The sequence below is a fragment of the Seonamhaeicola sp. NFXS20 genome, assembly GCF_049132085.1.
Lineage (GTDB): Bacteria > Bacteroidota > Bacteroidia > Flavobacteriales > Flavobacteriaceae > Seonamhaeicola.
Genome location: NZ_JAFMPU010000013.1, coordinates 57,964 through 83,864 on the forward strand (window position 1 = coordinate 57,964; position 25,901 = coordinate 83,864).

The window sequence follows — 25,901 nt, forward strand, 5'->3', positions numbered from 1 at the left end:
TTTAAATTATGTTTAAGTGGATTAGTAGGTCCACATATCTAATTCAAAATCTCTGATTTTATCTTTAATTCTTTCAGATTCTAACAACTGCATTAAAGAATTATCAGTTACATATTCTTTGATTTCACGGTCTCCATAAACATTTTCTTCTTTGTATATTAAGCCGTTAAAACGTCTAGAATTTAAAAGATGATCAAAAGAATAAGGTTGTGAGCTATTTTGGTTATTAAACGCTTTAGCCTCATGCAACACCTCTCTAGCATCTGGGAAAAACACCCAAAATAAAGGTACTAAATCAGGAGAATCAGAATCAATAAAATTCACATCTGGAGCTACAGGAGCTATGGCTAACAACCTGTATTTCATTTCAGCTTGACGTTTATCAAAATACCAAAGACCTTTCATACGGTATTCAACAATATCTGCTGCTGTTATCTCTCTTCTGTTTATATACTCTTCTGATACCTGTTCCCCAGCATTTAATTGTTCAATACCTAGCTCTGTGGTATCAATTTTAACTAATGCAGCTTCAATATCTTTTAAGGTACGTTTTGTTGAAAAGTAAGAATCATCATAGATGTTTTTTATTTTTCCGTTTTTAACATTCTTCATAAGAACATCATATAAACAACGTCTGTCTTTACCAATGTTATTGGTATCAATTGGGTAGTATAACGGAAAATTAATACGTTCATCAAGAACGACTCTTTCCCAGGTCATTTTAGCAAACAGAATATCTCTATCGTCTACGTAACCATACTCTAAAGGTTTATCGTTATCTACTGCCTTTTGTGCTTCTGTTCTTACCCCAATTTGGTCTGGACTTGTGGCGTTTAATATATTGGCTTGCGCAAACATACTAGTTGCTGTAAAAGCGGTTGCCACGGTTAATAAAAAACTTCTTAAATTCATTTTCTTTACTTTTTATTTATTAGGTAAATACCCAACATTTTAGTTTGTAAGTTCAATAAATACTGGTGAAACTTTCTTTATTTTCACACTAACACCCGTTGCTTTTGCTTGAATATCGAATATTTGAACTCCAGAACCTCTTTTAGCTTTACGTAAAGCTGCTTTTGCTCTACTATCTAATTTGTTTCCTTTTACTATAATTGTTGGTTGTCCTGGTACTTTAAATTTAAATTCTGCTACGCGTAATGGTAATTCAAAATCAAAATCATCAAATTTAGCACCAATGGTAGCAATTTCTAAAGAGTTTCTTTGCATTTTTAATGCACCATCTTCTCCTCTTACTGTACCCGTTGGTTTTGGTAAATCTTTAATTCTAAATTTAGCGTTATCTGATACTTTTTGACCATCTGGCAATGTACCTGTTACGTTAATAGTTACTTCTCTACCTTTAATTCTTGTAGCATCCATTACATATTTACTACCAGAAACTCTAGATAAACCTTGAGCACTAGCGTGTACTTTATTGTCAGAAACACCTGCAAAAGAAATAGTCATAGGGTTTTTAACACCTCTATATACAACATTCATTTTATCTGCAGAAATAGTTGCTGCATTTGGTTTTGGCACTGTAGCAAAAGATTGATTTACTTCAACTTCTACTTCTTCTCCATCTTGAGCAAAGATTAATTTTCCTTTAATTTTGTGCTCTCCTGCAGAACCAGAATTTACATTTAATTTAACTTTACCGCCTTCTAGAGTAAAATCTTTACCTTCTTCTAGCTTTCTGCCGTCTAAAGATAATTCTACTCTACTAGGTTTAGTAGAAGCATCTGTTCTTCCTAATACAATTTCTCCATCAAATTTTTCACCATTAAAATAGGCTGACTTTGATGTTTCCATTAATGTAGAATAGTTTGTCATAGACACCTCGCTAGAAAGCGTTCCTGCTAACATTTGAGATAAAACTTCAGATTCTGTAGTTTTAACATCAGACTGTAATTGAGTCATCTTAGTTAATGATGCCACTAAAGGAAAGCCTTTATAGTGATAATCTAACCAATCTACTTTTCTGCCATCTCTATTAATTTCTGGCTCAGTACTGAATTTTTCTTTTACATCATTAACAATAGTTTCCATACCTTTTTTACCTTCTAGTAAAGAAACAACACCTTCTCTAAAAGTATTTATTTGGTCTAAAAACTCTTGTCCTTCTGGTTTAAGTTTATCTCCTTTAAAAAAGTTTTGATCAAGATAATCTCCTTTATCCATGATTTCATAATCAGTTGGATTGTCAACAGTTGCTGTCATCTTGCTCTTTAGTTCTGCTAAATATCTATCAAAATTAGAAGCTAATTTGTGTAAACTCTCTGCCTCTGCTTTTAAAGGTTGATATTTTTCTGGTTGTTCTTCAGCCTTAAGGTTTAAGCTTGCAACAAAATTATTGTTACGCTCCTCGGCTGCTTCGTTTGACTCTACAAGTCTTTCATTCATTAATCCGAAGGCTGAAAGCACTTCTTTAGACATATTTAATGCTAACATAGCAATGAAGATTAAATACATCAGATTAATCATCTTCTGTCTTGCTGATAAATTATTTCCTGCCATTTTTAATTAGGTTTTGGTTAATTATTTAGTATGATAATTTGGGCAACCCCTAATTAATTTTTATTCATTGCAGATAACATACCACCATAAACGCCGTTTAATGAAGAAAGGTTAGATGCTAATGATTGCATTTGCTCTTTTAATTTAGCTGCATTTTCTACAGACTCTTCGTTAATTGCTGCTTGTTTGTTAATGCTCTCTAATTGTACTTTATATAAACTATTTAAAGATTCCATTTGAGCTGCTGCTAATGATAATTCTTCGCCATATTTCTTAGTAGCTTCAATTGAGTCTACAGTAGATGACATATTTTTAGCTGCACCTTCAAAATTTTTAATGCTTTCTCCTAAACTAGAAATTAATTCACCATCAATTTTAGCTTCTTTTAATAAGTCATCTAATTTTTTAGACAATAATCCTTGAGGATTTTCTTCTTTTTCTTTTTTGCTTTTTTGCCCGCCAGCTAATTCTGGATATACTAACGACCAATCTAAATCATCATCAACTGGTTCGAATGCAGATAACGCGAAAATAATTGCTTCGGTTACAAGACCTATGGTTAACATAACGTTACCAGTTAAAAATCCAATTTCGAAGTGTGTGATTTTAAACAATGCTCCAACGATTACAATAGATGCACCTAATCCGTAGGCCATATTCATGAATCTTTTACTTGTTTTTGACTGTGCCATAATTTCTGGTTTTTAAATATTAAGCAGACAAACTACTTAAGTAGGTTAATTAATAGTATTAAATTTGATTTGATTAAATAAATGTTATTTACCCCCGTTACTAGTTACTTTTGTCCCCATGTAATCTTGAACGGTTCTGAAACCTATATAACTTCTTGCAGAATCTGCATATTCATAATCTCTTGAACTAACTTGTAAAAAGTAAGCAACATCTTTCCAAGACCCACCTCTTATAACTTTACGTGTATTGTCTTCATCATTAACATTTGGATTAATGGTTGACGTGTATTCATAAGAACCTGGATCATACGACGCGTTTACCCATTCTGAAACGTTACCAGCCATATTGTATAAGTTATAGTCGTTTGGTTCATATGACTTAGCTTCTACTGTATATAATGCTTGGTCTGCAGCGTAATCTCCTCTTACAGGCTTAAAGTTTGCCATAAAGCATCCTCTATCACTTTTAGTGTATGGCCCACCCCAGGGGTAAGTTGCTGCTTGTAAACCTCCTCTTGCTGCATATTCCCATTCTGCTTCTGATGGTAATCTAAATCTATTTACTAAAGCAGCTCCTTTAGATTTTTGGTAAGAGTTTTTCTTAATGGTTCTCCATTCACAAAATGCTTTTGCTTGTTTCCAAGTTACTCCAACTACAGGGTATTCACTGTAAGCATCATGCCAAAAGTAATCATTATGCATTGGCTCATTGTATGAGTAAGCGAAATCTCTAATCCAAACTGTAGTATCTGGGTATATTTCTATTTCTTCTTTTTTAATAACATCTTTTCTAGCTACACCTCTATTTCTTGCAGCCTCTTTAATATCCATGTAATTGTATTGAAATTTAAATTTCTTTACATCCCATGTGCGCTGTCCGTTATAAGATTCTTCTATAGGCAAATACATAGTATCCATTACTTCTGCATAATACTCATCTATATATTCTGAGGTATCAAAGATTAAATCTATGTCTTTATTTATTTTTCTGCCTTCGTAACCTGTAGGTCCTAAACCTGTATAGTTTTCGAACATGTATTTTTCATAAACGGTCATATTAGAGGTATCTGCATCTTTAAATGCATACTCGCCAATAGTACCTTCATCTTCTTGTGTTAACCCTACTTCATCGGCAAGAATAGCTAATTTCATCCTAATTATTGAGTCCCTAACCCAATGAACAAATTCACGATATTCACTGTTAGTTATTTCTGTAGCATCCATATAAAATGCTCTAACAGTTACAGTTTTAGCAGGTGCATCATGCACTCCAGCTAAATCATCGTCTGCTTTTCCCATAATAAATGCTCCACCCGGAATAAGTTCCATTCCATAAGGCTTCTCTGGGTGCCATTTTTTACCTTTAACACCCACTAGCTCACCTCTATCTTTAGAGCCACAACTAGCTAGCATTGTTATTACTGCGGTTAATAAAATAAACTTCTTCATATCTATAGTAAACTCGAGGTTAATTAATTAAGCTTCACTTTTCGTGGCGTAAACATATTTATAATATTCTATAAAAACAACTTTTTCTACAAAAAAATTACATTTCATCGTGAAAAAATAACGTTTCACCGATGAAATAAACCCTTTAACCATACTTAATATCTTACATGCAATTCTTTCTAAAAGCTTTATACCAGCGGTCTGGCACCTTATTATTACAGGCATCTAGGTAATCTTGGTGCATGCAAGGTAATAACGTATGTCTTTTCAATTTATTATTTACTTCTGATAAAAAAGGAATCTCAATCCACCATCTTCCTGTTTTATTACTTTTATAAAATATTAACTCTTCTGACTCTATTAATGTAATAAACTTCTGGTAGTTTCTTTCGTCTGAAAAGTCATCATCTTTAACTCTTAGGTTTACACCTTCAATAAAATACCATAGCATTTGAGAGATGAGCATAGATGTAATTTCATCATCTTTAGATGGTTTATATTCATAGATACCAAATGAAGTTACCTTGTTACTGATACCTGCATATCTTGATATAGCACAAATTTCTTTTCCATCTAAGCCATTAGGTGAATACTTTTGATTTAAACTTACTTCTGCGCTTCTAACTGATGATAAATCTATAGTTACAATGTTAGCATCTCTTAAAACAGGCTCTACTAGTGATATGTTATTAGATACATCTCCCAATCTATAAGATTCAAAATAAAGATTATCCATTAAATCAATTTCTTCTTGAGAGTTGAAATAAGTTTGATATCCTATTGTTGCATAATTAAAGAGGTTGTAAGGTTTATCTAAAACAATCTTACCTACAAAGCTGTTATTTTTAATAGGTTTTGTAGAATCTCCTAAATCAAACTTACTATCTACATTCACTATGTTTACCATAGGAATTAGGTTATCATAAGCTCTATAGTTAGGATATGTTAAATCTTGAGTACCTCCTAATATAACAGGAATGATGTTTTTTTTAACTAATAAATTAATGGCTGTTTTTAATGCAAAATAGGTATCTTCTACACTTTCGCCTTTGTTTATATCGCCTAAATCTGCAATGGTAGTGGTCCATGTACCAGGGTAAAGACTATAAAATGACTTACGAATTTCATCTAAATTAAACTCTGCACCAATGTAGTTTATATCATTTCTATTTTCTAAAACACCTATAATAGCAATAGAAACGTCTTCTAAATCTGGAATACCATTTTGTTCTGAGTGAATTTTAATTTTTCTTCCTAGTGCTTGTGCAGATAACAGCTCGTTATGAGCTAAAACTAAATCTGAAACTGGAGATAGAAAGTTAAAATTCATTTATGTTATTTCTTTTTTGTAGTTTTTCGTTTTCTTGCTGTTTTTTTCTTTGGTGCATTGGCTTCAATAATGGCTTTTGCTTCTTCTAAAGTCATTTCAGACACATCAACAGTTTTGGCCAACTCTACTTTAATTTTACCTTGTATAACATTATGTCTTCCCCAACGAGCCTTTTCTACTCTAATGCCCTCATCTTCCCAATGGTGAATTAATTTATCTTTTTCTTTTTGAATTTTATCTTCAATTAATTCAACAATATCATCATCAGATAAATTATCCCAATCGTACTTTTTGTTTACGTTAATGAACATATTGTTCCATTTAATAAATGGCCCAAAACGCCCCTTACCTTTTTGCACTGGTAAATCTTTATACATATATATTGGCGCATCTGCTTTTTGTTTTTCTTTTATTAAAACAATAGCATCATCTAAATCTACACTTAACGGATCTGTTCCTTTTGGTAGAGAAACATAAGCTTTTCCAAATTTAACATAAGGACCAAAACGCCCGTTATTTACTTGAACTTCTTCTCCTTCATAAGTTCCTAAACTTTTTGGAAGTTGAAATAAATCCATTGCTTCTTCAAAAGTAATGGTGGTTAATTGTTGGTCTGGGCTTAAACTTGCAAATTGCGGTTTTTCTTCGTCATCAACAGTTCCTATTTGCACCATAGGGCCAAACCTTCCTAAACGTACGCTTACTTGCCTTCCTGTTTTAGGGTCTGTTCCTAAAATACGTTCTCCAGATTCTCTATCGGCATTTTCTTTTACATCTTCTACTTTAGGATGGAAGGTTTTCCAGAATGACTTCATCATTTTTGTCCAATCTTCTTCTCCTTCGGCTATACTATCAAACCCTTCTTCTACTTTAGCTGTAAAATTGTAATCTAAAATTTGATCGAAATGATTTACTAAAAAGTCTGTTACTATCATTCCTATATCTGTTGGTACTAGCTTACCTTTATCAGATCCTACTTTTTCTGTAAGCGTTTTATCTGTAACACTTCCTGCCTTAAGTGTTAGTTGAGCATATTGCCTTTCTTCTCCTTCAACTGACCCTTTTTCTACATAATTTCTATTTTGAATAGTTGAAATTGTTGGTGCGTAAGTTGACGGACGACCAATACCTAACTCTTCTAGTTTTTTAACCAAAGAGGCCTCGGTATATCTTGCTGGCGGACGTGTATAACGTTCTGTTGCTGTAATATAATTATTAACAAGTGTTTCTCCTGTTTTCATTGCTGGCAACATACCTTCTTGTTCTACGTCTTCATCATCAGTTCCTTCTAAATATACTTTTAAAAAGCCATCAAAAGTAATTACCTCTCCGTTGGCCGTAAATGTTTCGTTATGCGTTGACGCTTCAATTTTAACATTAGTACGCTCTAATTGTGCTTCACTCATTTGTGATGCAATGGCGCGTTTCCAAATTAATTCATATAAGCGTGCTTGATCTCTATCTATATTAACCGTATGTCTTGAAAAATCTGTTGGCCTAATAGCCTCATGTGCTTCTTGGGCACCTTTTGATTTTCCAGAGTAATTTCTAGGTTTACTGTAATTAGAACCGTAAGCTTTTTCTATTTCTTCTTGGGCGCCTTGTCTTGCTTCATCAGATAAATTAGTACTATCTGTTCTCATATATGTTATTAAACCAGCTTCATATAGGCGTTGTGCCATGGTCATGGTTTTACTAACAGAGAAATATAATTTACGTGATGCTTCTTGCTGTAAAGTAGAAGTTGTAAATGGTGCTGCTGGTGATTTTTTTGCAGGTTTTTTTGTTAAATCTGCTATTTTAAAACTTGCAGTAGCATTTTTTTCTAAAAATGCCTGTGCTTCCTTTTTTGTTGAAAGGTTTTTTGGAAGCTTTGCTTTAAATGACTGTCCGTTTTCATTAGCAAACTCTGCATCAATTCTGTATGAAGCTTCTGGTGTAAAATCTTGAATCTCACGTTCTTTTTCTACAATCAAACGTACTGAAACCGATTGTACCCTACCTGCAGATAAACCTCCTTTTACTTTTCGCCATAAAACTGGAGACAACTCATACCCCACAATTCTATCTAAAACTCTACGTGCTTGTTGTGCATCTACTAAATCATAATCTATTCCCCTTGGGTTTTTAATAGCTTTTTGAATAGCAGACTTTGTAATTTCATGAAAAACAATACGCTTAGTTTTTTCTTTATCTAGTTTTAAAGCTTCGGCTAAATGCCACGCAATAGCTTCTCCTTCGCGGTCTTCATCACTAGCCAACCAAACAGTTTCTGCTTTTTTAGCTAATTCTTTAAGTTTTTTAACTACTGCCTTTTTATCTTTTGAAACTTCATATTTTGGTTTAAAGTCTCCATCTACATCAACCCCTAATTCTTTTGAAGGAAGGTCTGATATGTGCCCAAAACTAGACTCTACTTTAAAATCTTTTCCTAAAAATTTCTCAATAGTCTTTGCCTTTGCAGGTGACTCAACAATCACTAAATTCTTCGCCATACTTCCGTTTTTGAAGCTACAAATGTATATGAAAAAAAGTTTATCTGCTGCATTTTAAAGATTAACTGTAAAATATTTTTTAAAAAAAGCCCTTGTTAAACATAGAAAACATGGGCTTTTAAGAGTATTTTAAAAAATTTATTCTTCTGGAGTTCCTATTTCTTCTATAGCAGAAGTTTCATCAAAACCTATTACTTCTTTATAAACATTATAAATTGGATGATAAGGAAATGCAGCCGTAAACAAAATACCTATACCACATAATAAAAGCCCCACTATTTCTGCTAATAAGCCAGAAACTATTAATAAACCAAAAATAAGTAACCACTTCTTATTACCTAGTTTAAAGCTCACTTTCACAATCTCCCCAACGCTTAATTCTGGATTAAACGCAAAGACTATTGCAAATAAAGATAAAGGTACCATGACATATAAAATTGGCAAATAGCATAATAAAGCCGCTACAATTCCTATTCCTATAGACACTAGCATTAAAACAAAAGTTTTGCTTAAATATTTTCCTTTAACAAAATAGAAAAAATCTGAAGTAGACACTTGCTCATCATAATCTAACCGCTTCATTATTCTATAAAAACCAGCATTCAACGCTACAGAAATAGCCCCTAACACTAAAACACCAACAATAACAAATAGAATATAAAGAATAGACATACCAGCAAAAAGGCTATCAAATGCTTGAGTATTTCCATACCCACTTTCTTGTTGCGCAATAACAGCCCCTATAAACGGAATGTAAAACACAATAATTAAAGGTAACATTACAATTACCGTAAACAGTTGAAGCAAAAACCCTTGGAGCCATGTTTTTTTAAACAACTCTATAGAATTACTAAAAATAGTACCAAAATCTAAATCTTTGGCTGTACTTATCTTTTCAATTAAAGTATTAAGAGAATTCATTATAAAATGTATTTGGTTAGTTAATGAGTTAAATTTCTACACAATAAAAGTAATTGTTTTTTACAATTTGTTACTCATTGAAACAAAAAAACTATTTAAAAGCAGATTTTCTTGATGGTTTATTTTCTTTTTCACAGTTCTATCGCCAGAAATAATCTCAAAAATTTAACTTAAAATTAGAACATGCCACTTTGTCAGAAAACCCAAATTAATTGTATCTTTGCACACTTATTGACCATAAACTGGTTCTAATATACTATGGAAAAGATAATAGACGAAAACAAACAAGGAGAATCTTTAATTTTAGAGCAAAAAGAAGGCAACAAACGTAAGCTTTTTATTGAAAGCTATGGTTGCCAAATGAATTTCTCTGACAGTGAAATTGTAGCTTCAATTTTAGCAGACCAAGGATTCAATACAACCCAAAACCTTGAAGATGCCGATTTGGTTTTGGTAAACACCTGCTCTATTAGAGACAAAGCAGAACAAACGGTACGCAAACGTTTAGAAAAATATAACGCTGTTAAAAAACAACATAATCCACATATGAAAGTTGGTGTTTTAGGTTGTATGGCAGAACGCTTAAAAAGCAAATTTCTTGAAGAAGAAAAAATTGTAGACTTAGTTGTTGGACCAGATGCTTACAAAGATTTACCTAATCTTTTAGCTGAAGTTGATGAAGGAAGAGATGCCATTAACGTTATTCTTTCAAAAGAAGAAACCTACGGCGATGTTTCTCCCGTACGTTTAAACACTAATGGTGTAACAGCATTTGTTTCTATTACTAGAGGGTGTGATAACATGTGTACCTTTTGTGTAGTGCCTTTTACACGAGGGCGCGAACGCAGTAGAGACCCTCAAAGTATTATTGAAGAAGTAAACGATTTATGGAATAGAGGTTACAAAGAAATTACATTGCTTGGACAAAATGTAGACAGCTACCTTTGGTATGGCGGTGGACTTAAAAAAGATTTTGATAAAGCCAGTGATTTACAAAAAGCTACCGCCGTTAATTTTGCTCAATTATTAGCAATGTGTGCAGAGGCGCAACCTAAAATGCGTTTTCGCTTCTCTACATCAAACCCGCAAGATTTTACTATGGATGTTATTAAAACCATGGCAAAATATAAAAACATCTGTAATTATATTCACTTACCTGTTCAAAGTGGTAGCAATCGTATTTTAAAAGCCATGAATCGTTTGCACACCCGCGAAGAATACTTTGAATTAATAGATAACATAAAACGTTTAATTCCAGATTGTGCTATAAGTCAAGATATGATTGCCGGTTTTCCAACAGAAACCGAAGAAGACCACCAAGACACCTTGAGTTTAATGGAATATGTAAAATATGACTTCGGTTTTATGTTTGCCTATTCTGAAAGACCTGGCACTCTAGCAGAACGTAAAATGGAAGACAACGTACCTTTAGAGGTGAAAAAAAGACGCCTTAATGAAATTATAGCGCTTCAACAAAAACATGGCTTAATGCGTACTCAAGAACATGTAGGAAAAATTGAAGAAGTTTTAATTGAAAAAGCATCTAAAAGATCAGATGCGCATTGGTCTGGCAGGAATAGTCAAAACACGGTTGTAGTATTTCCTAAAGGTAATTATAAAGTGGGCGATTTTGTAAACGTAAAAATTACAGATTGTACCAGTGCTACACTTATTGGTGAAGCTATTGGGTACTCTGAAAATAATTAAAAAAATCAATGGAATCAATTCAAGCTATAAAACAACGTTTTGGTATTATTGGTAACTCACCATCGTTAAATCGTGCTATTGAAAAAGCCATTCAAGTAGCACCAACAGATATTTCGGTGTTAGTAACTGGTGAAAGCGGTGTTGGTAAAGAAAGTATTCCTAAAATAATACACCAATTATCACACAGAAAGCACAATAAATATATTGCTGTAAACTGTGGTGCCATTCCTGAAGGCACCATAGATAGTGAACTTTTTGGTCATGAAAAAGGTGCCTTTACAGGAGCCACACAAACCCGTAGTGGTTATTTTGAAGTAGCCGATGGCGGAACCATTTTTTTAGATGAAGTTGGAGAACTACCACTAACAACACAAGTACGGTTACTTCGTGTTTTAGAAAATGGCGAGTTTATAAAAGTAGGCTCTAGTAAAGTTCAAAAAACAAACGTACGTATTGTTGCTGCTACAAATGTTAACATGTTTGAAGCTATTGAAAAAGAAAAATTTAGAGAAGATTTGTACTACCGCCTAAGTACTGTTGAAATTCATCTACCTCCGCTTCGTGAAAGACAAGAAGATATTCATTTGCTTTTTAGAAAATTTGCTAGTGATTTTGCTTTAAAATACAAAATGCCAACAATAAAATTAACAGATAATGCTGTTCAAGTTTTAACAAAATATCGTTGGAGTGGTAACGTACGTCAACTTCGTAACATTGCCGAACAACTTTCGGTTTTAGAGCAAAACAGAACCATTTCTGCAGATACACTTCGTGGTTATTTACCAACTGCAAGTAATAATCTACCAGCAGTGGTAAAAACATCAAAATCTGAAAGCGATTTTAGTAGCGAGCGTGAAATTCTTTACAAAGTTTTATTCGATATGAAAAACGATTTAAACGACTTAAAGAAACTCACCATGGAACTCATGAAAAGTGGCAATGTAAAAGATGTTGAAAAAGACCACGAACATCTCATACAAAAAATTTATGGCGATGATAAACCAGAGGAAACAATATACAATGAGCCCGTTCAAGAAACCGAAGTTTTATCAATTCCAGAACTTGTAACAAACAACGAAACCGCCACAAATACTCAAGATAAATATCATTTTGCTGAAGAGATTGAGGAAGAAGAAACTTTATCTTTACAAGACAAAGAATTAGAATTAATAAAAAAATCGCTTGAACGCCATAATGGAAAACGTAAATTAGCTGCAGCAGAACTAGGAATTAGTGAACGTACCTTATACCGAAAGATTAAACAATATGATCTTTAAAAAGCACATTAATAGCTCTTGCTTAAAATCTAGATTACAACATTATAAAAAAGTAACCGTTTAAAAATAATTAATAACATACTTAGTACTATTTAGAGGTATCTATATACATAGAATGAAACACTTAAAATATATTTTTTTAGCATTAGCATTTGTTACTTTAACAAATTGTAAAGTACAATACAGCTTCAATCCACCAACCTCAATAATTGCAGAAACATACCAAGTAAATCAATTTGAAAATACCGCATTATTATTTGATGCAACTTTAGCAAGAGACTTTAAATTGGCCCTTGAAGACTTAATACAAAATCAAACAAACTACAGGTTGGTACCATCTAGAGGCGACTTAATTTATGAAGGCGAAATTACAGATTACAGAATTTCTCCAACAACCTCAACGTCCGATAACACTGCTGCCCAAAACAGATTAACAATTTCTGTTAGGCTTAGATTTTACAATACAAATAATGAAGAAGATGATTTAGAGCAAACGTTTTCTTTTTTCTATGATTTTGATGCCAGTGAGCAATTAGTAGGCTCTGTAAAAGAAACAGCTCATGAAGAGATTTTAGACCGCTTAACACAAGACATATTTAACGCCACCCTAGCTAGGTGGTAATAAATGATTAAATTTGGTTTATCCAAAAAAAATGAATTCGTCAGATTTTATAAACATACTACAAAACCCTCAGAATATTACGCATCAACAAACTGAAGCTATCAAGTCTATTATAGATGAGTTTCCATATTTTCAATCGGCCAGAGCAGTATATCTAAAAGGTCTAAAAAATGATAGTAGTTTTAAATACAATCAAGAATTAAAAACAACAGCTGCCTACACTACAGACCGTAGTATTTTATTCGATTTTATTACTTCTGAAGCTTTTGCTCAAAACGAAATTTCTCAATTTATAAAGCAAAACACCGCACATTTAAAAGATATTGAAGTTTCTGCCGATGATATTTCAGTTAATAAAAGTGTTGCAGTTGATGAAGCTTTAAAACGTCAAATTAAAGAAACTAAAGGTGTTCTAGATCCTGCTCTTTTTCAACCTAAAAACCCCTTACCCAAACAAGAAGAGAACACTTTTAAATTAGATGAATCTAAAAGCATTGAAACTACAACAGAAATTAATGAAACACCTCAGCTTTCTGCTTCTGAAATATTAAATTTAGGAAAACCGCTTCATTTTGAAAAAAACGAAAAACATTCTTTCAATGAATGGTTAAAACTAACTCGATTTAAACCTATTGATAGAGAAAATGAAGTAGTTGAAACAAAATTAGAAGAAAAAAAAGAAGTTTCTAATAAACCAACATCTATAGAAAAAGCCAAAAAATTTGAATTAATTGATAGGTTTATTAGCAAAAACCCTAAAATAAAACCCTCAATTCCCAATAAAAAAGGCAATTTAGCAAAAGCTCAAATGATAAAACCAGAGTCTTTAATGACGGAGACTTTGGCTCGTATTTACGTAGAACAAAAAAACTATAAAAAAGCAATTCAATCTTATAAGATTTTAAGTTTGAAATATCCAGAAAAAAGTGGTTTCTTTGCAAACCAAATTAAGGCAGTAGAACAATTACAAGAACAAAACAATAAAAAATAATGAGTTTTACAATATTTTTAGTATTAATTGTGGTAGTAGCATTTTTACTAATAGTAGTTATTATGGTACAGAACCCTAAAGGTGGCGGATTATCATCATCTTTCGGGGGCGGTGGCACACAACAATTAGGAGGCGTAAAAAAAACAACCGACTTTTTAGATAAAAGCACTTGGTATTTAGCAACCTTTTTATTGGTGCTAATTTTAGCTTCTAACGTAGCAATAAACAAAGGAGGAGACAATGTAGAGTCGAAAGCGTTAGACCCAGACACACAATCTACGCAACCTTTGCCTGTTCCTACCCAAACAGACAACAGTAACACTGCAACAGATTCAACATCTGCAGAATAATACAATGATAAAACATTAAAAAAATGCCAACTCTTACAGTTGGCATTTTTTATTCCTACTACTAAAAGAAACAAATCTGCAAGTTTGTCAGTTCTTTACCATTGGCACATTTTTAGCATAACGCTAAAGCGTTAAATTAATCAATAAATAAAAAATATATAGAAAAATGGGACTAAACATTAAGCCATTAGCAGACAGAGTTGTTATTGAACCTGCTGCAGCTGAAACAAAAACAGCATCAGGTATTATTATACCAGACAACGCAAAAGAAAAACCACAAAAAGGAACCGTAGTTGCTGCTGGACCTGGTACAAAAGACGAACCTATTACTGTTAAGGTTGGTGATACTGTTTTATATGGTAAATATGCAGGAACAGATCTAAAACTAGAAGGTAACGACTATTTAATTATGCGAGAAAGCGATATTCTTGCTATTGTATAATTTAAGCTATTATAAGCTCAATTAAAATTAATTATTAATTCTTATAGCCAATAGCCCAAAGCTAAAGGCAAAAGCAAAATTTTAAAAAAATGGCAAAAGACATAAAATTTGATATTGAAGCACGCGATGGATTAAAACGCGGTGTAGATGCATTAGCAAATGCAGTTAAAGTAACATTAGGTCCTAAAGGAAGAAACGTAATTATTTCTAAAAGCTTTGGAGCGCCTTCTGTAACAAAAGATGGTGTTTCTGTAGCAAAAGAAATAGAGTTAGAAGACGCTCATGAAAACATGGGCGCACAAATGGTTAAAGAAGTAGCTAGTAAAACCAACGATTTAGCTGGTGATGGTACTACTACTGCTACCGTTTTAGCTCAAGCTATTGTAAAAGAAGGCTTAAAAAATGTAGCTTCTGGTGCTAACCCAATGGATTTAAAACGCGGTATTGATAAAGCCGTTGAAGCTATTACTGCAGATTTAGAAAATCAAGCTCAAAAAGTAGGTAACTCTTCTGAAAAAATAAAACAAGTAGCTGCTATTTCTGCCAACAATGATGACACTATTGGTGAGTTAATCTCTCAAGCTTTTGAAAAAGTTGGTAAAGAAGGGGTTATTACTGTTGAAGAAGCTAAAGGAATGGATACCTATGTTGATGTTGTTGAAGGTATGCAGTTTGATAGAGGTTACCTTTCTCCTTACTTCGTAACAGATTCAGATAAAATGATTGCAGATTTAGAGAATCCATATATCCTTTTATTTGACAAAAAGATTTCTAACTTACAAGAAATTCTTCCAATATTAGAGCCAGTAGCTCAATCTGGTCGTCCATTATTAATCATTGCTGAAGATGTTGACGGACAAGCATTAGCTACCTTAGTAGTAAACAAATTACGTGGTGGTTTAAAAATTGCTGCCGTTAAAGCTCCTGGATTTGGAGACAGACGTAAAGCTATGTTAGAAGACATTGCTATTTTAACAGGCGGAACTGTTATTTCTGAAGAAAGAGGATTTACTTTAGAAAATGCAGACCTTTCTATGTTAGGAACAGCAGAAACTGTAACAGTTGATAAAGACAATACAACTATTGTTAACGGTTCTGGTGATAATGAAGCTATTAAAGCTAGAGTAAACCAAATTAAAGCACAAATTGAAACTACCACTTCAGATTACGACAAAGAAAAACTTCAAGAGCGTTTAGCTAAATTAGCTGGTGGTGTTGCTGTACTTTATGTTGGTGCCGCTTCTGAAGTAGAAATGAAAGAGAAAAAAGACCGCGTAGATGATGCTTTACATGCTACTAGAGCTGCTGTAGAAGAAGGTATTGTTGCTGGTGGTGGTGTAGCACTAGTTAGAGCAAAAACTGTTTTAGAGAAGCTAACTACAGAGAACTTAGACGAAACAACAGGTGTTCAAATTGTAAATAAAGCTATTGAAGCACCTTTAAGAACTATTGTTGAAAATGCAGGTGGAGAAGGTTCTGTTGTTATCAATAAAGTTTTAGAAGGTAACAAAGATTTTGGTTACGATGCTAAATCTGAAGAATATGTTGATATGCTTAAAGCTGGTATCATTGACCCTAAAAAAGTAACACGTATTGCTTTAGAAAATGCTGCGTCTGTTGCTGGAATGATTCTTACTACAGAATGTGCTTTAATTGATATTAAAGAAGATGCTCCTGCAATGCCTCCAATGGGAGGTGGCGGAATGCCAGGAATGATGTAATCGAGAACCCTCGATACGGAAAAGAACATCTCTCACTCAAACTTTAAAACTTTTAGTGAGATATAGATATAAAAAAACGCTTCAATTAATAATTGAAGCGTTTTTATTTTATATAATGAATATTTAAGTCTGTTTTTTATATTTCCGCCCATACCAAAGTAAAATTCCTGTTACTGGTAATGTGGCAATAATTAAGCTTACCAAAAAAGCAATAATTTTACCTGCTATACCACCAATAGCACCAACATGAATATCATAATTCATTCTAAGAATCTTATCGGCTAATTTAGCATCTTTATATTTACCAAAAATTCCTGGAGTCTCAATTTCTTCTAAGGTATTCTGATCGAAAAAACGATAATCAGAGTCATAATACAAACCCTTACTGTTAGATACTTCTATATAAACACTCGAGGTATCAGTTTCTGGGTAGTGTAATTCAAAACTCTCAGCATTTGGAGATTCTTTTTTAAGTTTATCAATTAAACCATCAATAGGCTTTACGTAATAGGAATCTTTTAGTTTACCGCTATTATTTTCTGGAATTATAAACGCAGGTACTTTATCTCCACCTGCCGATACATACACCACATATTTTAACCAATTATAAGAAATAACAGAACCTGTAAATGCCACCACCAAAGCCAAAGAACAAATATAAAAGCCAACTATGGTATGTAAATCAAAGTTTTTACGTTTCCAACGTGTGGTAGATTTCCAATCAAATGTTATACGCTGTTTTAAATTCTTTCGCTTTTTAGGCCACCACAAAATGAATCCCGAAATAATCATAACAATAAACAACAAAATAGATACACCAACCACTTGTTCTCCAATATCTTTAGGCAACCACAAACGCATATGCCCTTTTAAAATAAAAGCAAAAAACCCTGTAAGATGATCGTCAACTTGAATAACTTCTCCAGAATAAGGATTTAAAAACACACTTCTATAAAACTCAGGTTCGGCATCATAAAAGATAACTTCTACGGCTTCATCCTTGGCATTTTTAAATAAAGTACCATGTACAGAATTATTAGGGAAAAGGCCTTTTGCAATTTCTTTAGCTTGCGTTGGGGTAATAACAGGTTTATCTTGGGGAGTAACATATTTGTAATGGTCATACAAACTTTCAATTTCATCTCTAAATGCCCAACAGCACCCCGTTATAGCCACAATAAATACAACAGCTCCGGTAACAAGCCCTAATATTTTATGGAGTGTAAGTATCTTTTTTCTTAATGCCATAATTTTAAAAAAGTAATCATGCTATGTAATGTAAAGCTTATATAAGAGCTTCTACCTTACTTAGCATGATATTAAATAAACTAAAAAATAATTTATTTTAAAACTTAAATCCTATTGTTGCTAAAATCATTCTTCTTTGTTGTGGTGTAATTGTACTCCACCCAGAATAATAGGTTTTATCTGCTAAATTATTTCCTTTTATGCCTATTCTAAATTTATCTGTTTCATAGTATGCCGAAGCATTAAAAATGGTATACCCTGGTAAATAAAAACTACCTGTTACGGCTTTGTAACCTACCATAGTATCATATTCTGTTTGTCCATTAAAACCAGCTCCTACCCCAAACTTATCAAGAAACTTGTAATCTGCCCAAAAATTATACGTTATTTCTGGACCAGACTCTCCGTATCTACTTCCTTCTAAATAAGTAGCTGAAGGCGAGTTTGTAATTTCAGAATCATTGTAACTAAATCCTGAATGTATATTTAAGCCATCAATAGGGTTTGCGTTTACTTCCAATTCTATACCTTGACTGTTAATTTCTAAATCTTGAGTTTGAGTTGCCCAATAATACTTATTATCAACATTAATATTATAATAGCTTAAAGTAGCTTCTAATTTATTGTTGAATATATTGGTTTTTACACCTATTTCTAATTGGTTAGCTTGCTCAACATCAAACGCTTGAAGTGTAGTCTCTCCTGTTGAATAATCAGTAATATACTGTGGATCTACATAAGAAAACCCATTTTGGTAATTAGCAAAAATGGATAATTCATTAAGAATTGGTTGATAAACGATACCAAATTTTGGTGAGAATGTAGATTCTGTATATTCGGTTTCATCATCAGAATCAGTATTTTGATTGCCATTGTAATCAAATCTATCATAACGCACACTTCCCATAACAGATAATGATGGCAATATGTTTATAACATCAGATATGTAAGCGCCTAAAATATTTTGACGTACATCACTATCTACATTTCCTAAGCCAGATAAAGCATTACTTAAGTTTTCTTCGTTAATTGCTGGCTCACCATAAATTAAATCGCCGTTAATATTTATGGTATGTAAATACCCCCAATTAGAACTGTTATCAATTATTTTAGTGTTTAAGTAATCAACTCCTACCAATAATTTATTCTGCAAATCTCCAATTTTAAATGTACCAGTAAAGTTTTGCTGTAAGTTTATCGTTCGTGTTCTAGCGTTTGTATCTTGGGCATACAAACTAAAATTTTCTGTACCTATAGGAGCAGAAGGGTCTGTCCAATCGGCTGCATTCCACAGATAAGTGTAATACCCTAAAGATTTTGCTAAACCACCAGCCACAAGCGTTTGTGATGACCAATTATCTGAAATTTTCCAAGCAATTTCTCCACGATAGTTTTGGGTAATATTTTCTATAGTTACATCATTACTGGTAAAAGATAAATCTGTATCATAACCTAACTCTTCAATAGAATTAAAGGCAAGAGGACCATATCTATTTAAAAATAAAAAGGTTTCATTTGTTTGTTCATTTCCTGAAGCTTCATACGAAAAGTTAAGCGCTACATTATTACTGAATTTGTATGAAATAGAAGGCGCTACAAAAACAGATCTTTTAAATCCAGCATCTTGAAAACTATTATCATTTTGAAAACCAGCGTTGATACGTAACGACAATTTATCGCTACTACTTACATTAACATCGGCATTAAATTTTCTAAAGTCATAAGAACCACCAGCTACTGTAATTTCTCCACCAGTACCACTATATGGTTTTTTAGTTATAATATTAATTAAACCACCATAAGAAGTTACGGTACTACCAAATAAAGTTCCTGAAGGACCTTTTATAACCTCAACACGTTCTACATTTGAAGGATTAATAAACCCGTTTGTGATACCGGCAACACCATTAACCAATTGAGGTTGTACCGCAAAACCACGACTAGAATAATACCCAGCACCATCACCACTTCTACCTGTAGAAGACCATAACTTTGTAATACCTGCGGCATTTTTTAAGGCATCTTCAAATGTGTTAACCGATTGAGAAATAAGTAATTGGTTAGTTATAGTATTGTAAACTTGAGAGTTTTCTATGTTCTTTAAAGGCATTTTTGAAACATAGGCGCTTTGCTTTCTAGAAAACTTATTTTTTCTTTTAGAATCAATAACAACTTCTTGCAAAAGTTCATTTCCTTCATATAAAGTAATAGTACCTAGATTAACTGTTTGATTATTAACAGAAAACGCTACCTCTTTAGTTTTAAAACCCAAATAAGAAACTAAAAGTATATAATCTCCATTTTCTAGATTTTTAATTTCAAACGAACCATTCTCATTTGTTTGTGCGCCTTTTGAAGTATTTTTTATTAAAACATTTACTCCTATTAATTCATTTCCTGAATTATCTGCAATAGTTCCTTGCACTAAATTTGTTTGAGAAAACCCCATTAAACTTAAAGCAAAAAGAAGCACAAAAGTAATTTGATATTTCATTTTGTATTTATTTAGACTTATTTTAAATAATAAAATTTCGGCAAATATAGATGCTCTTATACAATTGAGCAAATTATTTAAACTAAATCTAAATAAAGATTTTAAAAATTTGTGGTTAAAGAAACCTCAAACTGAAATCACTTAAGCTTTGATTATTAAAGACTATGTTAATCAAATTATTGTAGTCCTTCTTTATAAACAGCAAGAGCTCTTTGTCTTGCATATTTATGGTCTACCATTGGTTCTGGATAATCTGATGCTCCAAATTCTGGAATCCATTTTTTAACATATTCTAAATTTGTATCAAACTTTTTTAACTGTTCAATAGGGTTAAATATTCTAAAGTATGGTGCTGCATCACAACCTGTTCCTGCTGCCCATTGCCAATTTCCATTATTTGAAGCTAACTCATAATCTAACAACTTTTTAGCAAAATAAGCTTCGCCCCATCTCCAATCAATTAATAAATGTTTACATAAAAAACCAGATGTTATCATTCTTACACGGTTGTGCATATAACCTGTTTTATTTAATTGACGCATTCCAGCATCAACCATTGGGTAACCTGTTTTTCCCTCGCACCACTTTTTAAAATCGGCTTTATCATTGCGCCATTGTACACCATCGTATTTAGATTTAAAATTACTAGTTACAACATGCGGAAAATGATACAGTATCTGCATAAAAAACTCACGCCAAATTAACTCGCTTAAAAACACGCTGTTTTCTTTATTTAATTTGCTAATTACTTCTCTAATACTTACTGTACCAAAACGTAAATGCGGACTTAAATAACTGGTAATATCGGCATATGGAAAATCTCGTTTTTCTTTATAAACATCTAAATGATTTAAATTATAATCTTTAACTTTAATAGAAGATGCAATAAAACCTATATCATTTAGTGTTGGAAAAACATATGATGTATTTAAAAATTTATTGGTATTTACTATTTTTTCAGGCGTTTTACTTTTATAAACTTCTAACCACTTGTTTTTATAAGGTGTAAAAACAGTGTATGGCCTGCCATCGTTTTTCAGAACATCATTTTCTTCATGAATTACTTGATCTTTAAAAGCACTATAAATTATACCTTTTTCTTTTAAAAATGCGGCTATTTTAGCATCTCTATTTCGAGCATATGGTTCATAATCTTTATTAGAAAAAACGGTTTTAACTTGATAGTTTTCTGTTAGTTCTTGCCAAATTTCTAGCGGCTTCCCTTTTAAAACTAAAAGCGATGTTTTATAATTTTGAAGTTGTTCATTTATCAGTTTTAGTCTTTCGTAAATAAAACTAACCCTAGCGTCATCTTCTAATAATTCATTTAAAATATTTTCATCAAAAATGAAAACACAAAGCACTTTCAGATTACTAGAAAGTGCTTTGTTTAATGCGGTATTATCATGAAGTCTTAAATCTCTTCTGAACCAAAAAACTGATATTTCAGTCATATAAACATCTTTATTTCCTTAATTGTTAATGAGCTTCTTTCACTTCTACATCGCGATATCTACAACATGGATGTACAGAATTATATGCCTCTTCTGTTGCTTTTTTATTTTTCACATCGTGTCCTACTGCTAGCACATTTGCTTCAATAGCTTCTAGATTTGTTTTGCGCTCATCAAAAATCAATTTCAATTCATGGGTATCTACATTCCATTCGGCCCATTTTACACCTTTGGTATTTAAACATGCTTTTTCTATACGAGCTTTACACATACCGCAAACCCCATCTACCTCTGTAGTTGCTTTGGCATTTTTGTTTTGTGCAAAGGTTGCGGTTCCTATTAATAATAATGTAATTGTGATTAATTTTTTCATTTCTTTTTGTTTTATAAAATTTTGATTTTCAGAGTAATCTATTTATTTTATTCTATATCGTAATCCTGCATAATACATACTTCCAAAAATTGGACCATAAACAAAAGTGGAATCAAAATTAGCTCCAAAGGGGTCATCTGCTCCTAAAATAGGATTTGATTGCCTAACATTGGTAATATTTTCACCTCCTAAATATACTTCAAATTTAGGAGAAAACACTTTTGTAATTTGGGTATTAAGAGTTGCTATGGTTGGAGTTCTTTCTGGTAATTGATATTGCACTGGATTGCTGGTAGTAGAAGCATATCTTTGATTGCTTAACCAATTATAAGTGATATCAAATTTCCAACGGCTTGTTGCTCCTTCTTCACGATTTGTTATATAACCTATGTTAGCAAAAAACCGATGTTTAGGTGTTAATGGTTTTTCTAATTTCCCAGAATTGTAATCGGTTTTTACATCATAATACTTATAGGCGGTACGTAAATCTACTCCTTCAAAAGGTGTGTAATTTACTTCAGTTTGAAAGCTATTGGCATAACTTTTACCTTCTAGGTTATAAAAATTAATCTCGGTAGGTGTTTCCCAATCTACTACTACTTGGTTTTTGAAATCGGTTTTATAATAATCGAAAGTAACATCTCCTTTTCTTCCTAAAAAATTAAACCCTTGTAAATAAGATACCCCATAATTCCATGCAATTTCAGGATCTAATCCGTAAACAGCGCCACCAGTATTTAAAATATTTATTTGTCTAGAGGTTGAGAACATTTGTTGGTTTTCGGTAAAAATATTAGCGCTTCGTTTGCCTCTACCAAAAGAAGCTCTAAAAGCCGATTTACTCCAAGGAGAATAACGCACATGCACACGAGGTGTGATAAATGTACCTAATAAATTATGATGATCTATACGCACGCCTGCAGTAAGATTTAGTAACTCTAAATTATCATAACTATATTCAAGAAACGCTCCTACTGAATTTTCGGTACGTTCATAATCGGTTGTATTTACAAGTTCATCATAATGATCATACGTGTAACTAACTCCTGTTTTTATTTTATTACGAGAATCACTTATTATTGAATTATAAATAGCATTAGCATACAAACTATTATGCGTTATATTATATTGATTTAAGCCAAAATATGATGCTTGTTCGTGACTACTAAATGCGGTTTGCACCCCCAAACTTTGCCAAGGCACATTGGGGTTTACATAACCAAATTTAGCTGATACTTCATAACGCTTGGTATCTATTTCGCTTCCCCAATGGTTTGTTGTTAACTTATCTGTATTGGGATTAAAATCTAATTCGCCAGTTTGTTTTTCATCATTTAAAAATTTTAAATTTATAAAACTAACAAAACCATTATTAGCATCTGTATACTGCCAGCGGTTCATAATATTTATTTGATTATAGAGTGGCATATCTAAAAAACCATCATCATTAACATCGTGTTTTGCTTGATGCGAATTACCATGAATATATAAACCTGTATCCCATTTATTAGACACCTTAGTATTTATATGGGTGTTAACCTCTACACGCTCGCTACTTGCTCCGTATAAGTTCACAAAGAAAGCATCATCGGTTGCTGGTTTTACAAGTTCTGCATTTATTTGGCCAGCTATACTTTCAAAACCATTAACTACACTACCAGCTCCTTTGGTAATTTGTATACTTTCTACCCAAGTACCCGGAATAAAACTTAATCCAAATGCTTGTGACGCCCCACGAATAGACGGTATATTTTCAGTAGCAATTAAAATATACGGACTTGTTAATCCTAACATTTTTATTTGACGTGTTCCTGTAATGGCATCGGCAAAATTCACATCAATAGATGGGTTTGTTTCAAAGCTTTCTGAGAGATTACAGCAGGCTGCTTTTAGCAATTCGTCACTACTTACCGTAAATGTATTGGTTGCTTTTAAGTAAGATTTTGCCGTTGCTTGCTTTCTTGAGGTTATGGTTACAGCATCTAAATTATCTGTTGGTTGTAAATAATGTTTAATAGTTTTAGGTGCTGTAATAATTAGTGTATCGGTTTTATACCCAACATAACTTATAACTAATTTGGTGTATTCTTGTTTATATTGAAGGGTAAATTCTCCATCAATATTGGTTACAGTTCCAATTTCTGTACCTAACCAATATACATTAGCGCCTGCTAACCTTATATTTTTATTTTGTGTATTTGCTTCTAATATTACACCACTAATTTGCTCTTGAGCATTAAATAATGATGGTATTAGAAACAACATATATAATAATTGTTTCATTTTTATGTATTTGATTTAATAACATTGTTTTTAAAATTTCTGCTTTTGCGGAAATGAAAAAATATGCTTAAATCAAATCAAAAAAACTTGGTCTAAAATTAAAATATCGGTTATTAATTTCGGTGGGGTATAATCTTTATGTGGTACGGTTTGCTTTGGCAAACTTTCAAAAAGATTATGATAAGTATAAACAAATGATGTTATGAATAATTGCTGTTCAAAATCTAAATCGTTAAAAGACTTTATAAGCTCATCCTGTCCTTTAATAACATCTACTTCATCTTTGCAGCAATGTTTTTTTGTGATTTTTTGTAAAGCTAATTCTTGCGTTTCCATAGCACATTTTTCAGCCCCAGCAAATAGAGCAACATCTACCAAAACATCGCCACAATAGTGTTTTTCAATGGTAAAAGATACCGTTGAAAACAGCACTAATAAAGCCATAGTAACTGAAAAACTTTTATGTAAAAATGCTTTAATCACAATACAAAAATACAAAACCTATATTTTAAACACCGTTTTTATTAAATGATTAACATTTTATTTACTTATTTTATTGTAATAAAAAGCAGGTAATAACAGCAACAAGATAATAGGTTGAATTAAAAACCTACGCACATTAAAAAACATATAATAGTCTTCTTGTTTGGGGTTTATAACAAAATACAAATAAATAAAAAGTAAAACAATAAAGGCTATAACATAAACAAAAACAGAAAACTTAATAACACCTTTATCTTTAAAAACAACAAATAAAATAGCTAACGATATTATAGTATTTAACACATAACGAAGTGTTGTAAAAGCTACAAGTTTAGCAACTTCTCGTCTAGGGCTGTCTACATATAAATAATCATTCTGAAAAAAGATTAAATAAGGATCATAAAATAAATCATTCTCAAAAATCCGGATTAAAACAAGTAACCCAAAAAGTACAAACAGTAAAACATATTTGGTTAAATTACCCATGTGTACGCCTTATTTTAGAAAACCTATTTACCCAAAAAATCCATAGTAAAAATACCATTCCATAAATAATAGCTGGAAAAACAACAGTATGAAAAACATGCTGCTTTTCAGGATAATGATATAAACCAAGAGATAACAAAACTATTCTTAATAAGTTAACCACATAAATTAACACACTACCAGAAAGTAAAAACAAAAAAGTGATTTTAAATGTTCCTGAAAAAGCAATTATAAAAGAAACAAACAAAATAATAACACTAATTGAGTTACAACCTTCTATAACCCTACCTAAATAGTTACCATTTACAATTACCTTCATAGAGGATTCTTCGGGGTGCGGTTGTACTTCTGAATTATAACCTAAAGCATCTATTATTGCTTCTGTTTGTATAGAAACCAAATTAGTAACGTAATCTGGATAAAATTTTGAACCATCAGAGACATGTAAATACCAACTGTATAATAATGAAAACCCAATATAAACCAATAAAAACTTAAAAATAAACTTTATTACCGCTTTATATTTTATAAGAAGTGTTTTCAAAAAAAATATTTTATGAATCTGA

At 32.1% G+C, this 25,901-nt stretch carries 22 protein-coding genes; 7 read left to right on the top strand and 15 right to left on the bottom strand.

Translation table 11 applies throughout. The annotated features are described in order from the left end of the window. Window positions 1-21: 21 nt before the first annotated feature. The 7 genes from gldN to J1D01_RS15285 form a co-directional block, all read right to left on the bottom strand. Window positions 22-912, bottom strand: coding sequence for a gliding motility protein GldN (gene gldN / locus J1D01_RS15255; RefSeq protein WP_372937443.1), 891 nt, complete (start codon window positions 910-912; stop codon window positions 22-24). 39 nt (window positions 913-951) lie between these two features. Further along, the gene (gldM, locus tag J1D01_RS15260) at window positions 952-2,517 is read right to left on the bottom strand and encodes a gliding motility protein GldM (protein WP_421151450.1); all 1,566 of its coding nucleotides are present in this window, start codon (window positions 2,515-2,517) and stop codon (window positions 952-954) included. A 53-nt stretch (window positions 2,518-2,570) separates the two neighbouring features. Continuing rightward, window positions 2,571-3,209: a gliding motility protein GldL gene (gene gldL / locus J1D01_RS15265; protein ID WP_372937441.1), complete on the bottom strand. Its 639-nt coding sequence runs from the start codon at window positions 3,207-3,209 to the stop codon at window positions 2,571-2,573. An 84-nt stretch (window positions 3,210-3,293) separates the two neighbouring features. Continuing rightward, window positions 3,294-4,658: a gliding motility lipoprotein GldK gene (gene gldK / locus J1D01_RS15270; protein WP_372937440.1), complete on the bottom strand. Its 1,365-nt coding sequence runs from the start codon at window positions 4,656-4,658 to the stop codon at window positions 3,294-3,296. A 163-nt stretch (window positions 4,659-4,821) separates the two neighbouring features. Then, on the bottom strand, window positions 4,822-5,988 hold the full coding sequence (locus J1D01_RS15275) for a formimidoylglutamase (protein ID WP_421151451.1): 1,167 nt from the start codon (window positions 5,986-5,988) through the stop codon (window positions 4,822-4,824). Between the two features lie 5 nt (window positions 5,989-5,993). After that, entirely contained in the window at window positions 5,994-8,483 is a 2,490-nt protein-coding gene (gene topA / locus J1D01_RS15280) for a type I DNA topoisomerase (RefSeq protein ID WP_421151452.1), read from the bottom strand. Between the two features lie 138 nt (window positions 8,484-8,621). After that, on the bottom strand, window positions 8,622-9,404 hold the full coding sequence (locus J1D01_RS15285) for a hypothetical protein (protein WP_372937998.1): 783 nt from the start codon (window positions 9,402-9,404) through the stop codon (window positions 8,622-8,624). A gap of 258 nt (window positions 9,405-9,662) precedes the next feature. Between J1D01_RS15285 and miaB the strand changes: the two genes are divergently transcribed. The 7 genes from miaB to groL all read left to right on the top strand — a co-directional run bounded on the left by miaB (window position 9,663) and on the right by groL (window position 16,514). Then, entirely contained in the window at window positions 9,663-11,111 is a 1,449-nt protein-coding gene (gene miaB, locus J1D01_RS15290; RefSeq protein ID WP_372937997.1) for a tRNA (N6-isopentenyl adenosine(37)-C2)-methylthiotransferase MiaB, read from the top strand. An 8-nt stretch (window positions 11,112-11,119) separates the two neighbouring features. Beyond that, complete coding sequence (locus tag J1D01_RS15295) at window positions 11,120-12,388, top strand: sigma-54 interaction domain-containing protein (protein ID WP_421151453.1); 1,269 nt, start codon at window positions 11,120-11,122, stop codon at window positions 12,386-12,388. Between the two features lie 115 nt (window positions 12,389-12,503). Then, entirely contained in the window at window positions 12,504-13,010 is a 507-nt protein-coding gene (lptE, locus tag J1D01_RS15300; protein WP_076697941.1) for an LPS assembly lipoprotein LptE, read from the top strand. 31 nt (window positions 13,011-13,041) lie between these two features. Beyond that, window positions 13,042-14,001 carry a hypothetical protein gene (locus tag J1D01_RS15305; protein WP_372938221.1) on the top strand — a complete coding sequence of 320 codons (960 nt, stop codon included), beginning with the start codon at window positions 13,042-13,044 and terminating at the stop codon, window positions 13,999-14,001. Further along, on the top strand, window positions 13,998-14,351 hold the full coding sequence (gene secG, locus J1D01_RS15310; protein WP_076697944.1) for a preprotein translocase subunit SecG: 354 nt from the start codon (window positions 13,998-14,000) through the stop codon (window positions 14,349-14,351). Before J1D01_RS15305 ends, secG begins: the two co-directional genes overlap by 4 nt. Before the next feature lie 166 nt (window positions 14,352-14,517). Next, complete coding sequence (locus J1D01_RS15315; protein WP_421151454.1) at window positions 14,518-14,793, top strand: co-chaperone GroES; 276 nt, start codon at window positions 14,518-14,520, stop codon at window positions 14,791-14,793. An 89-nt stretch (window positions 14,794-14,882) separates the two neighbouring features. After that, the gene (gene groL / locus J1D01_RS15320) at window positions 14,883-16,514 is read left to right on the top strand and encodes a chaperonin GroEL (protein ID WP_421151455.1); all 1,632 of its coding nucleotides are present in this window, start codon (window positions 14,883-14,885) and stop codon (window positions 16,512-16,514) included. A gap of 123 nt (window positions 16,515-16,637) precedes the next feature. Here the strand turns inward: groL and J1D01_RS15325 are convergent, their stop codons facing one another. The 8 genes from J1D01_RS15325 to xrtF all read right to left on the bottom strand — a co-directional run bounded on the left by J1D01_RS15325 (window position 16,638) and on the right by xrtF (window position 25,879). After that, a complete protein-coding gene (locus J1D01_RS15325) occupies window positions 16,638-17,762 on the bottom strand; it encodes a PepSY-associated TM helix domain-containing protein (RefSeq protein ID WP_372938259.1) in 1,125 nt (374 codons plus the stop codon). Window positions 17,763-17,859: 97 nt separating this feature from the next. Then, window positions 17,860-20,256, bottom strand: a complete 2,397-nt coding sequence (locus J1D01_RS15330) for a TonB-dependent receptor domain-containing protein (RefSeq protein ID WP_421151456.1) — start codon at window positions 20,254-20,256, stop codon at window positions 17,860-17,862. A 176-nt stretch (window positions 20,257-20,432) separates the two neighbouring features. Beyond that, window positions 20,433-21,710, bottom strand: coding sequence for a cryptochrome/photolyase family protein (locus tag J1D01_RS15335; protein ID WP_421151457.1), 1,278 nt, complete (start codon window positions 21,708-21,710; stop codon window positions 20,433-20,435). Window positions 21,711-21,735: 25 nt separating this feature from the next. Then, window positions 21,736-22,083, bottom strand: coding sequence for a heavy-metal-associated domain-containing protein (locus J1D01_RS15340; protein ID WP_372938831.1), 348 nt, complete (start codon window positions 22,081-22,083; stop codon window positions 21,736-21,738). Window positions 22,084-22,125: 42 nt separating this feature from the next. Beyond that, the gene (locus J1D01_RS15345) at window positions 22,126-24,366 is read right to left on the bottom strand and encodes a TonB-dependent receptor (RefSeq protein ID WP_421151458.1); all 2,241 of its coding nucleotides are present in this window, start codon (window positions 24,364-24,366) and stop codon (window positions 22,126-22,128) included. Between the two features lie 72 nt (window positions 24,367-24,438). Then, a complete protein-coding gene (locus tag J1D01_RS15350; protein ID WP_421151459.1) occupies window positions 24,439-24,849 on the bottom strand; it encodes an HYC_CC_PP family protein in 411 nt (136 codons plus the stop codon). 57 nt (window positions 24,850-24,906) lie between these two features. Beyond that, window positions 24,907-25,335 carry an exosortase F system-associated membrane protein gene (locus J1D01_RS15355; protein ID WP_372938020.1) on the bottom strand — a complete coding sequence of 143 codons (429 nt, stop codon included), beginning with the start codon at window positions 25,333-25,335 and terminating at the stop codon, window positions 24,907-24,909. Continuing rightward, complete coding sequence (gene xrtF, locus J1D01_RS15360) at window positions 25,328-25,879, bottom strand: exosortase family protein XrtF (RefSeq protein ID WP_421151460.1); 552 nt, start codon at window positions 25,877-25,879, stop codon at window positions 25,328-25,330. The genes J1D01_RS15355 and xrtF overlap by 8 nt, the downstream gene beginning before the upstream one ends. Window positions 25,880-25,901 lie beyond the last annotated feature (22 nt).

Coding starts and splice junctions, on each gene's coding strand:
- topA (WP_421151452.1), bottom strand. CDS start 8,483: ATGGCGAAGAATTTAGTGATTGTTGAGTCACCTGCAAAGGCAAAGACT.
- J1D01_RS15325 (WP_372938259.1), bottom strand. CDS start 17,762: ATGGCATTAAGAAAAAAGATACTTACACTCCATAAAATATTAGGGCTT.
- gldL (WP_372937441.1), bottom strand. CDS start 3,209: ATGGCACAGTCAAAAACAAGTAAAAGATTCATGAATATGGCCTACGGA.
- J1D01_RS15335 (WP_421151457.1), bottom strand. CDS start 21,710: ATGACTGAAATATCAGTTTTTTGGTTCAGAAGAGATTTAAGACTTCAT.
- J1D01_RS15345 (WP_421151458.1), bottom strand. CDS start 24,366: ATGAAACAATTATTATATATGTTGTTTCTAATACCATCATTATTTAAT.
- J1D01_RS15315 (WP_421151454.1), top strand. CDS start 14,518: ATGGGACTAAACATTAAGCCATTAGCAGACAGAGTTGTTATTGAACCT.
- J1D01_RS15330 (WP_421151456.1), bottom strand. CDS start 20,256: ATGAAATATCAAATTACTTTTGTGCTTCTTTTTGCTTTAAGTTTAATG.
- lptE (WP_076697941.1), top strand. CDS start 12,504: ATGAAACACTTAAAATATATTTTTTTAGCATTAGCATTTGTTACTTTA.
- gldM (WP_421151450.1), bottom strand. CDS start 2,517: ATGGCAGGAAATAATTTATCAGCAAGACAGAAGATGATTAATCTGATG.
- J1D01_RS15340 (WP_372938831.1), bottom strand. CDS start 22,083: ATGAAAAAATTAATCACAATTACATTATTATTAATAGGAACCGCAACC.
- groL (WP_421151455.1), top strand. CDS start 14,883: ATGGCAAAAGACATAAAATTTGATATTGAAGCACGCGATGGATTAAAA.
- J1D01_RS15275 (WP_421151451.1), bottom strand. CDS start 5,988: ATGAATTTTAACTTTCTATCTCCAGTTTCAGATTTAGTTTTAGCTCAT.
- J1D01_RS15295 (WP_421151453.1), top strand. CDS start 11,120: ATGGAATCAATTCAAGCTATAAAACAACGTTTTGGTATTATTGGTAAC.
- J1D01_RS15355 (WP_372938020.1), bottom strand. CDS start 25,335: ATGGGTAATTTAACCAAATATGTTTTACTGTTTGTACTTTTTGGGTTA.
- gldN (WP_372937443.1), bottom strand. CDS start 912: ATGAATTTAAGAAGTTTTTTATTAACCGTGGCAACCGCTTTTACAGCA.
- J1D01_RS15305 (WP_372938221.1), top strand. CDS start 13,042: ATGAATTCGTCAGATTTTATAAACATACTACAAAACCCTCAGAATATT.
- miaB (WP_372937997.1), top strand. CDS start 9,663: ATGGAAAAGATAATAGACGAAAACAAACAAGGAGAATCTTTAATTTTA.
- gldK (WP_372937440.1), bottom strand. CDS start 4,658: ATGAAGAAGTTTATTTTATTAACCGCAGTAATAACAATGCTAGCTAGT.
- J1D01_RS15285 (WP_372937998.1), bottom strand. CDS start 9,404: ATGAATTCTCTTAATACTTTAATTGAAAAGATAAGTACAGCCAAAGAT.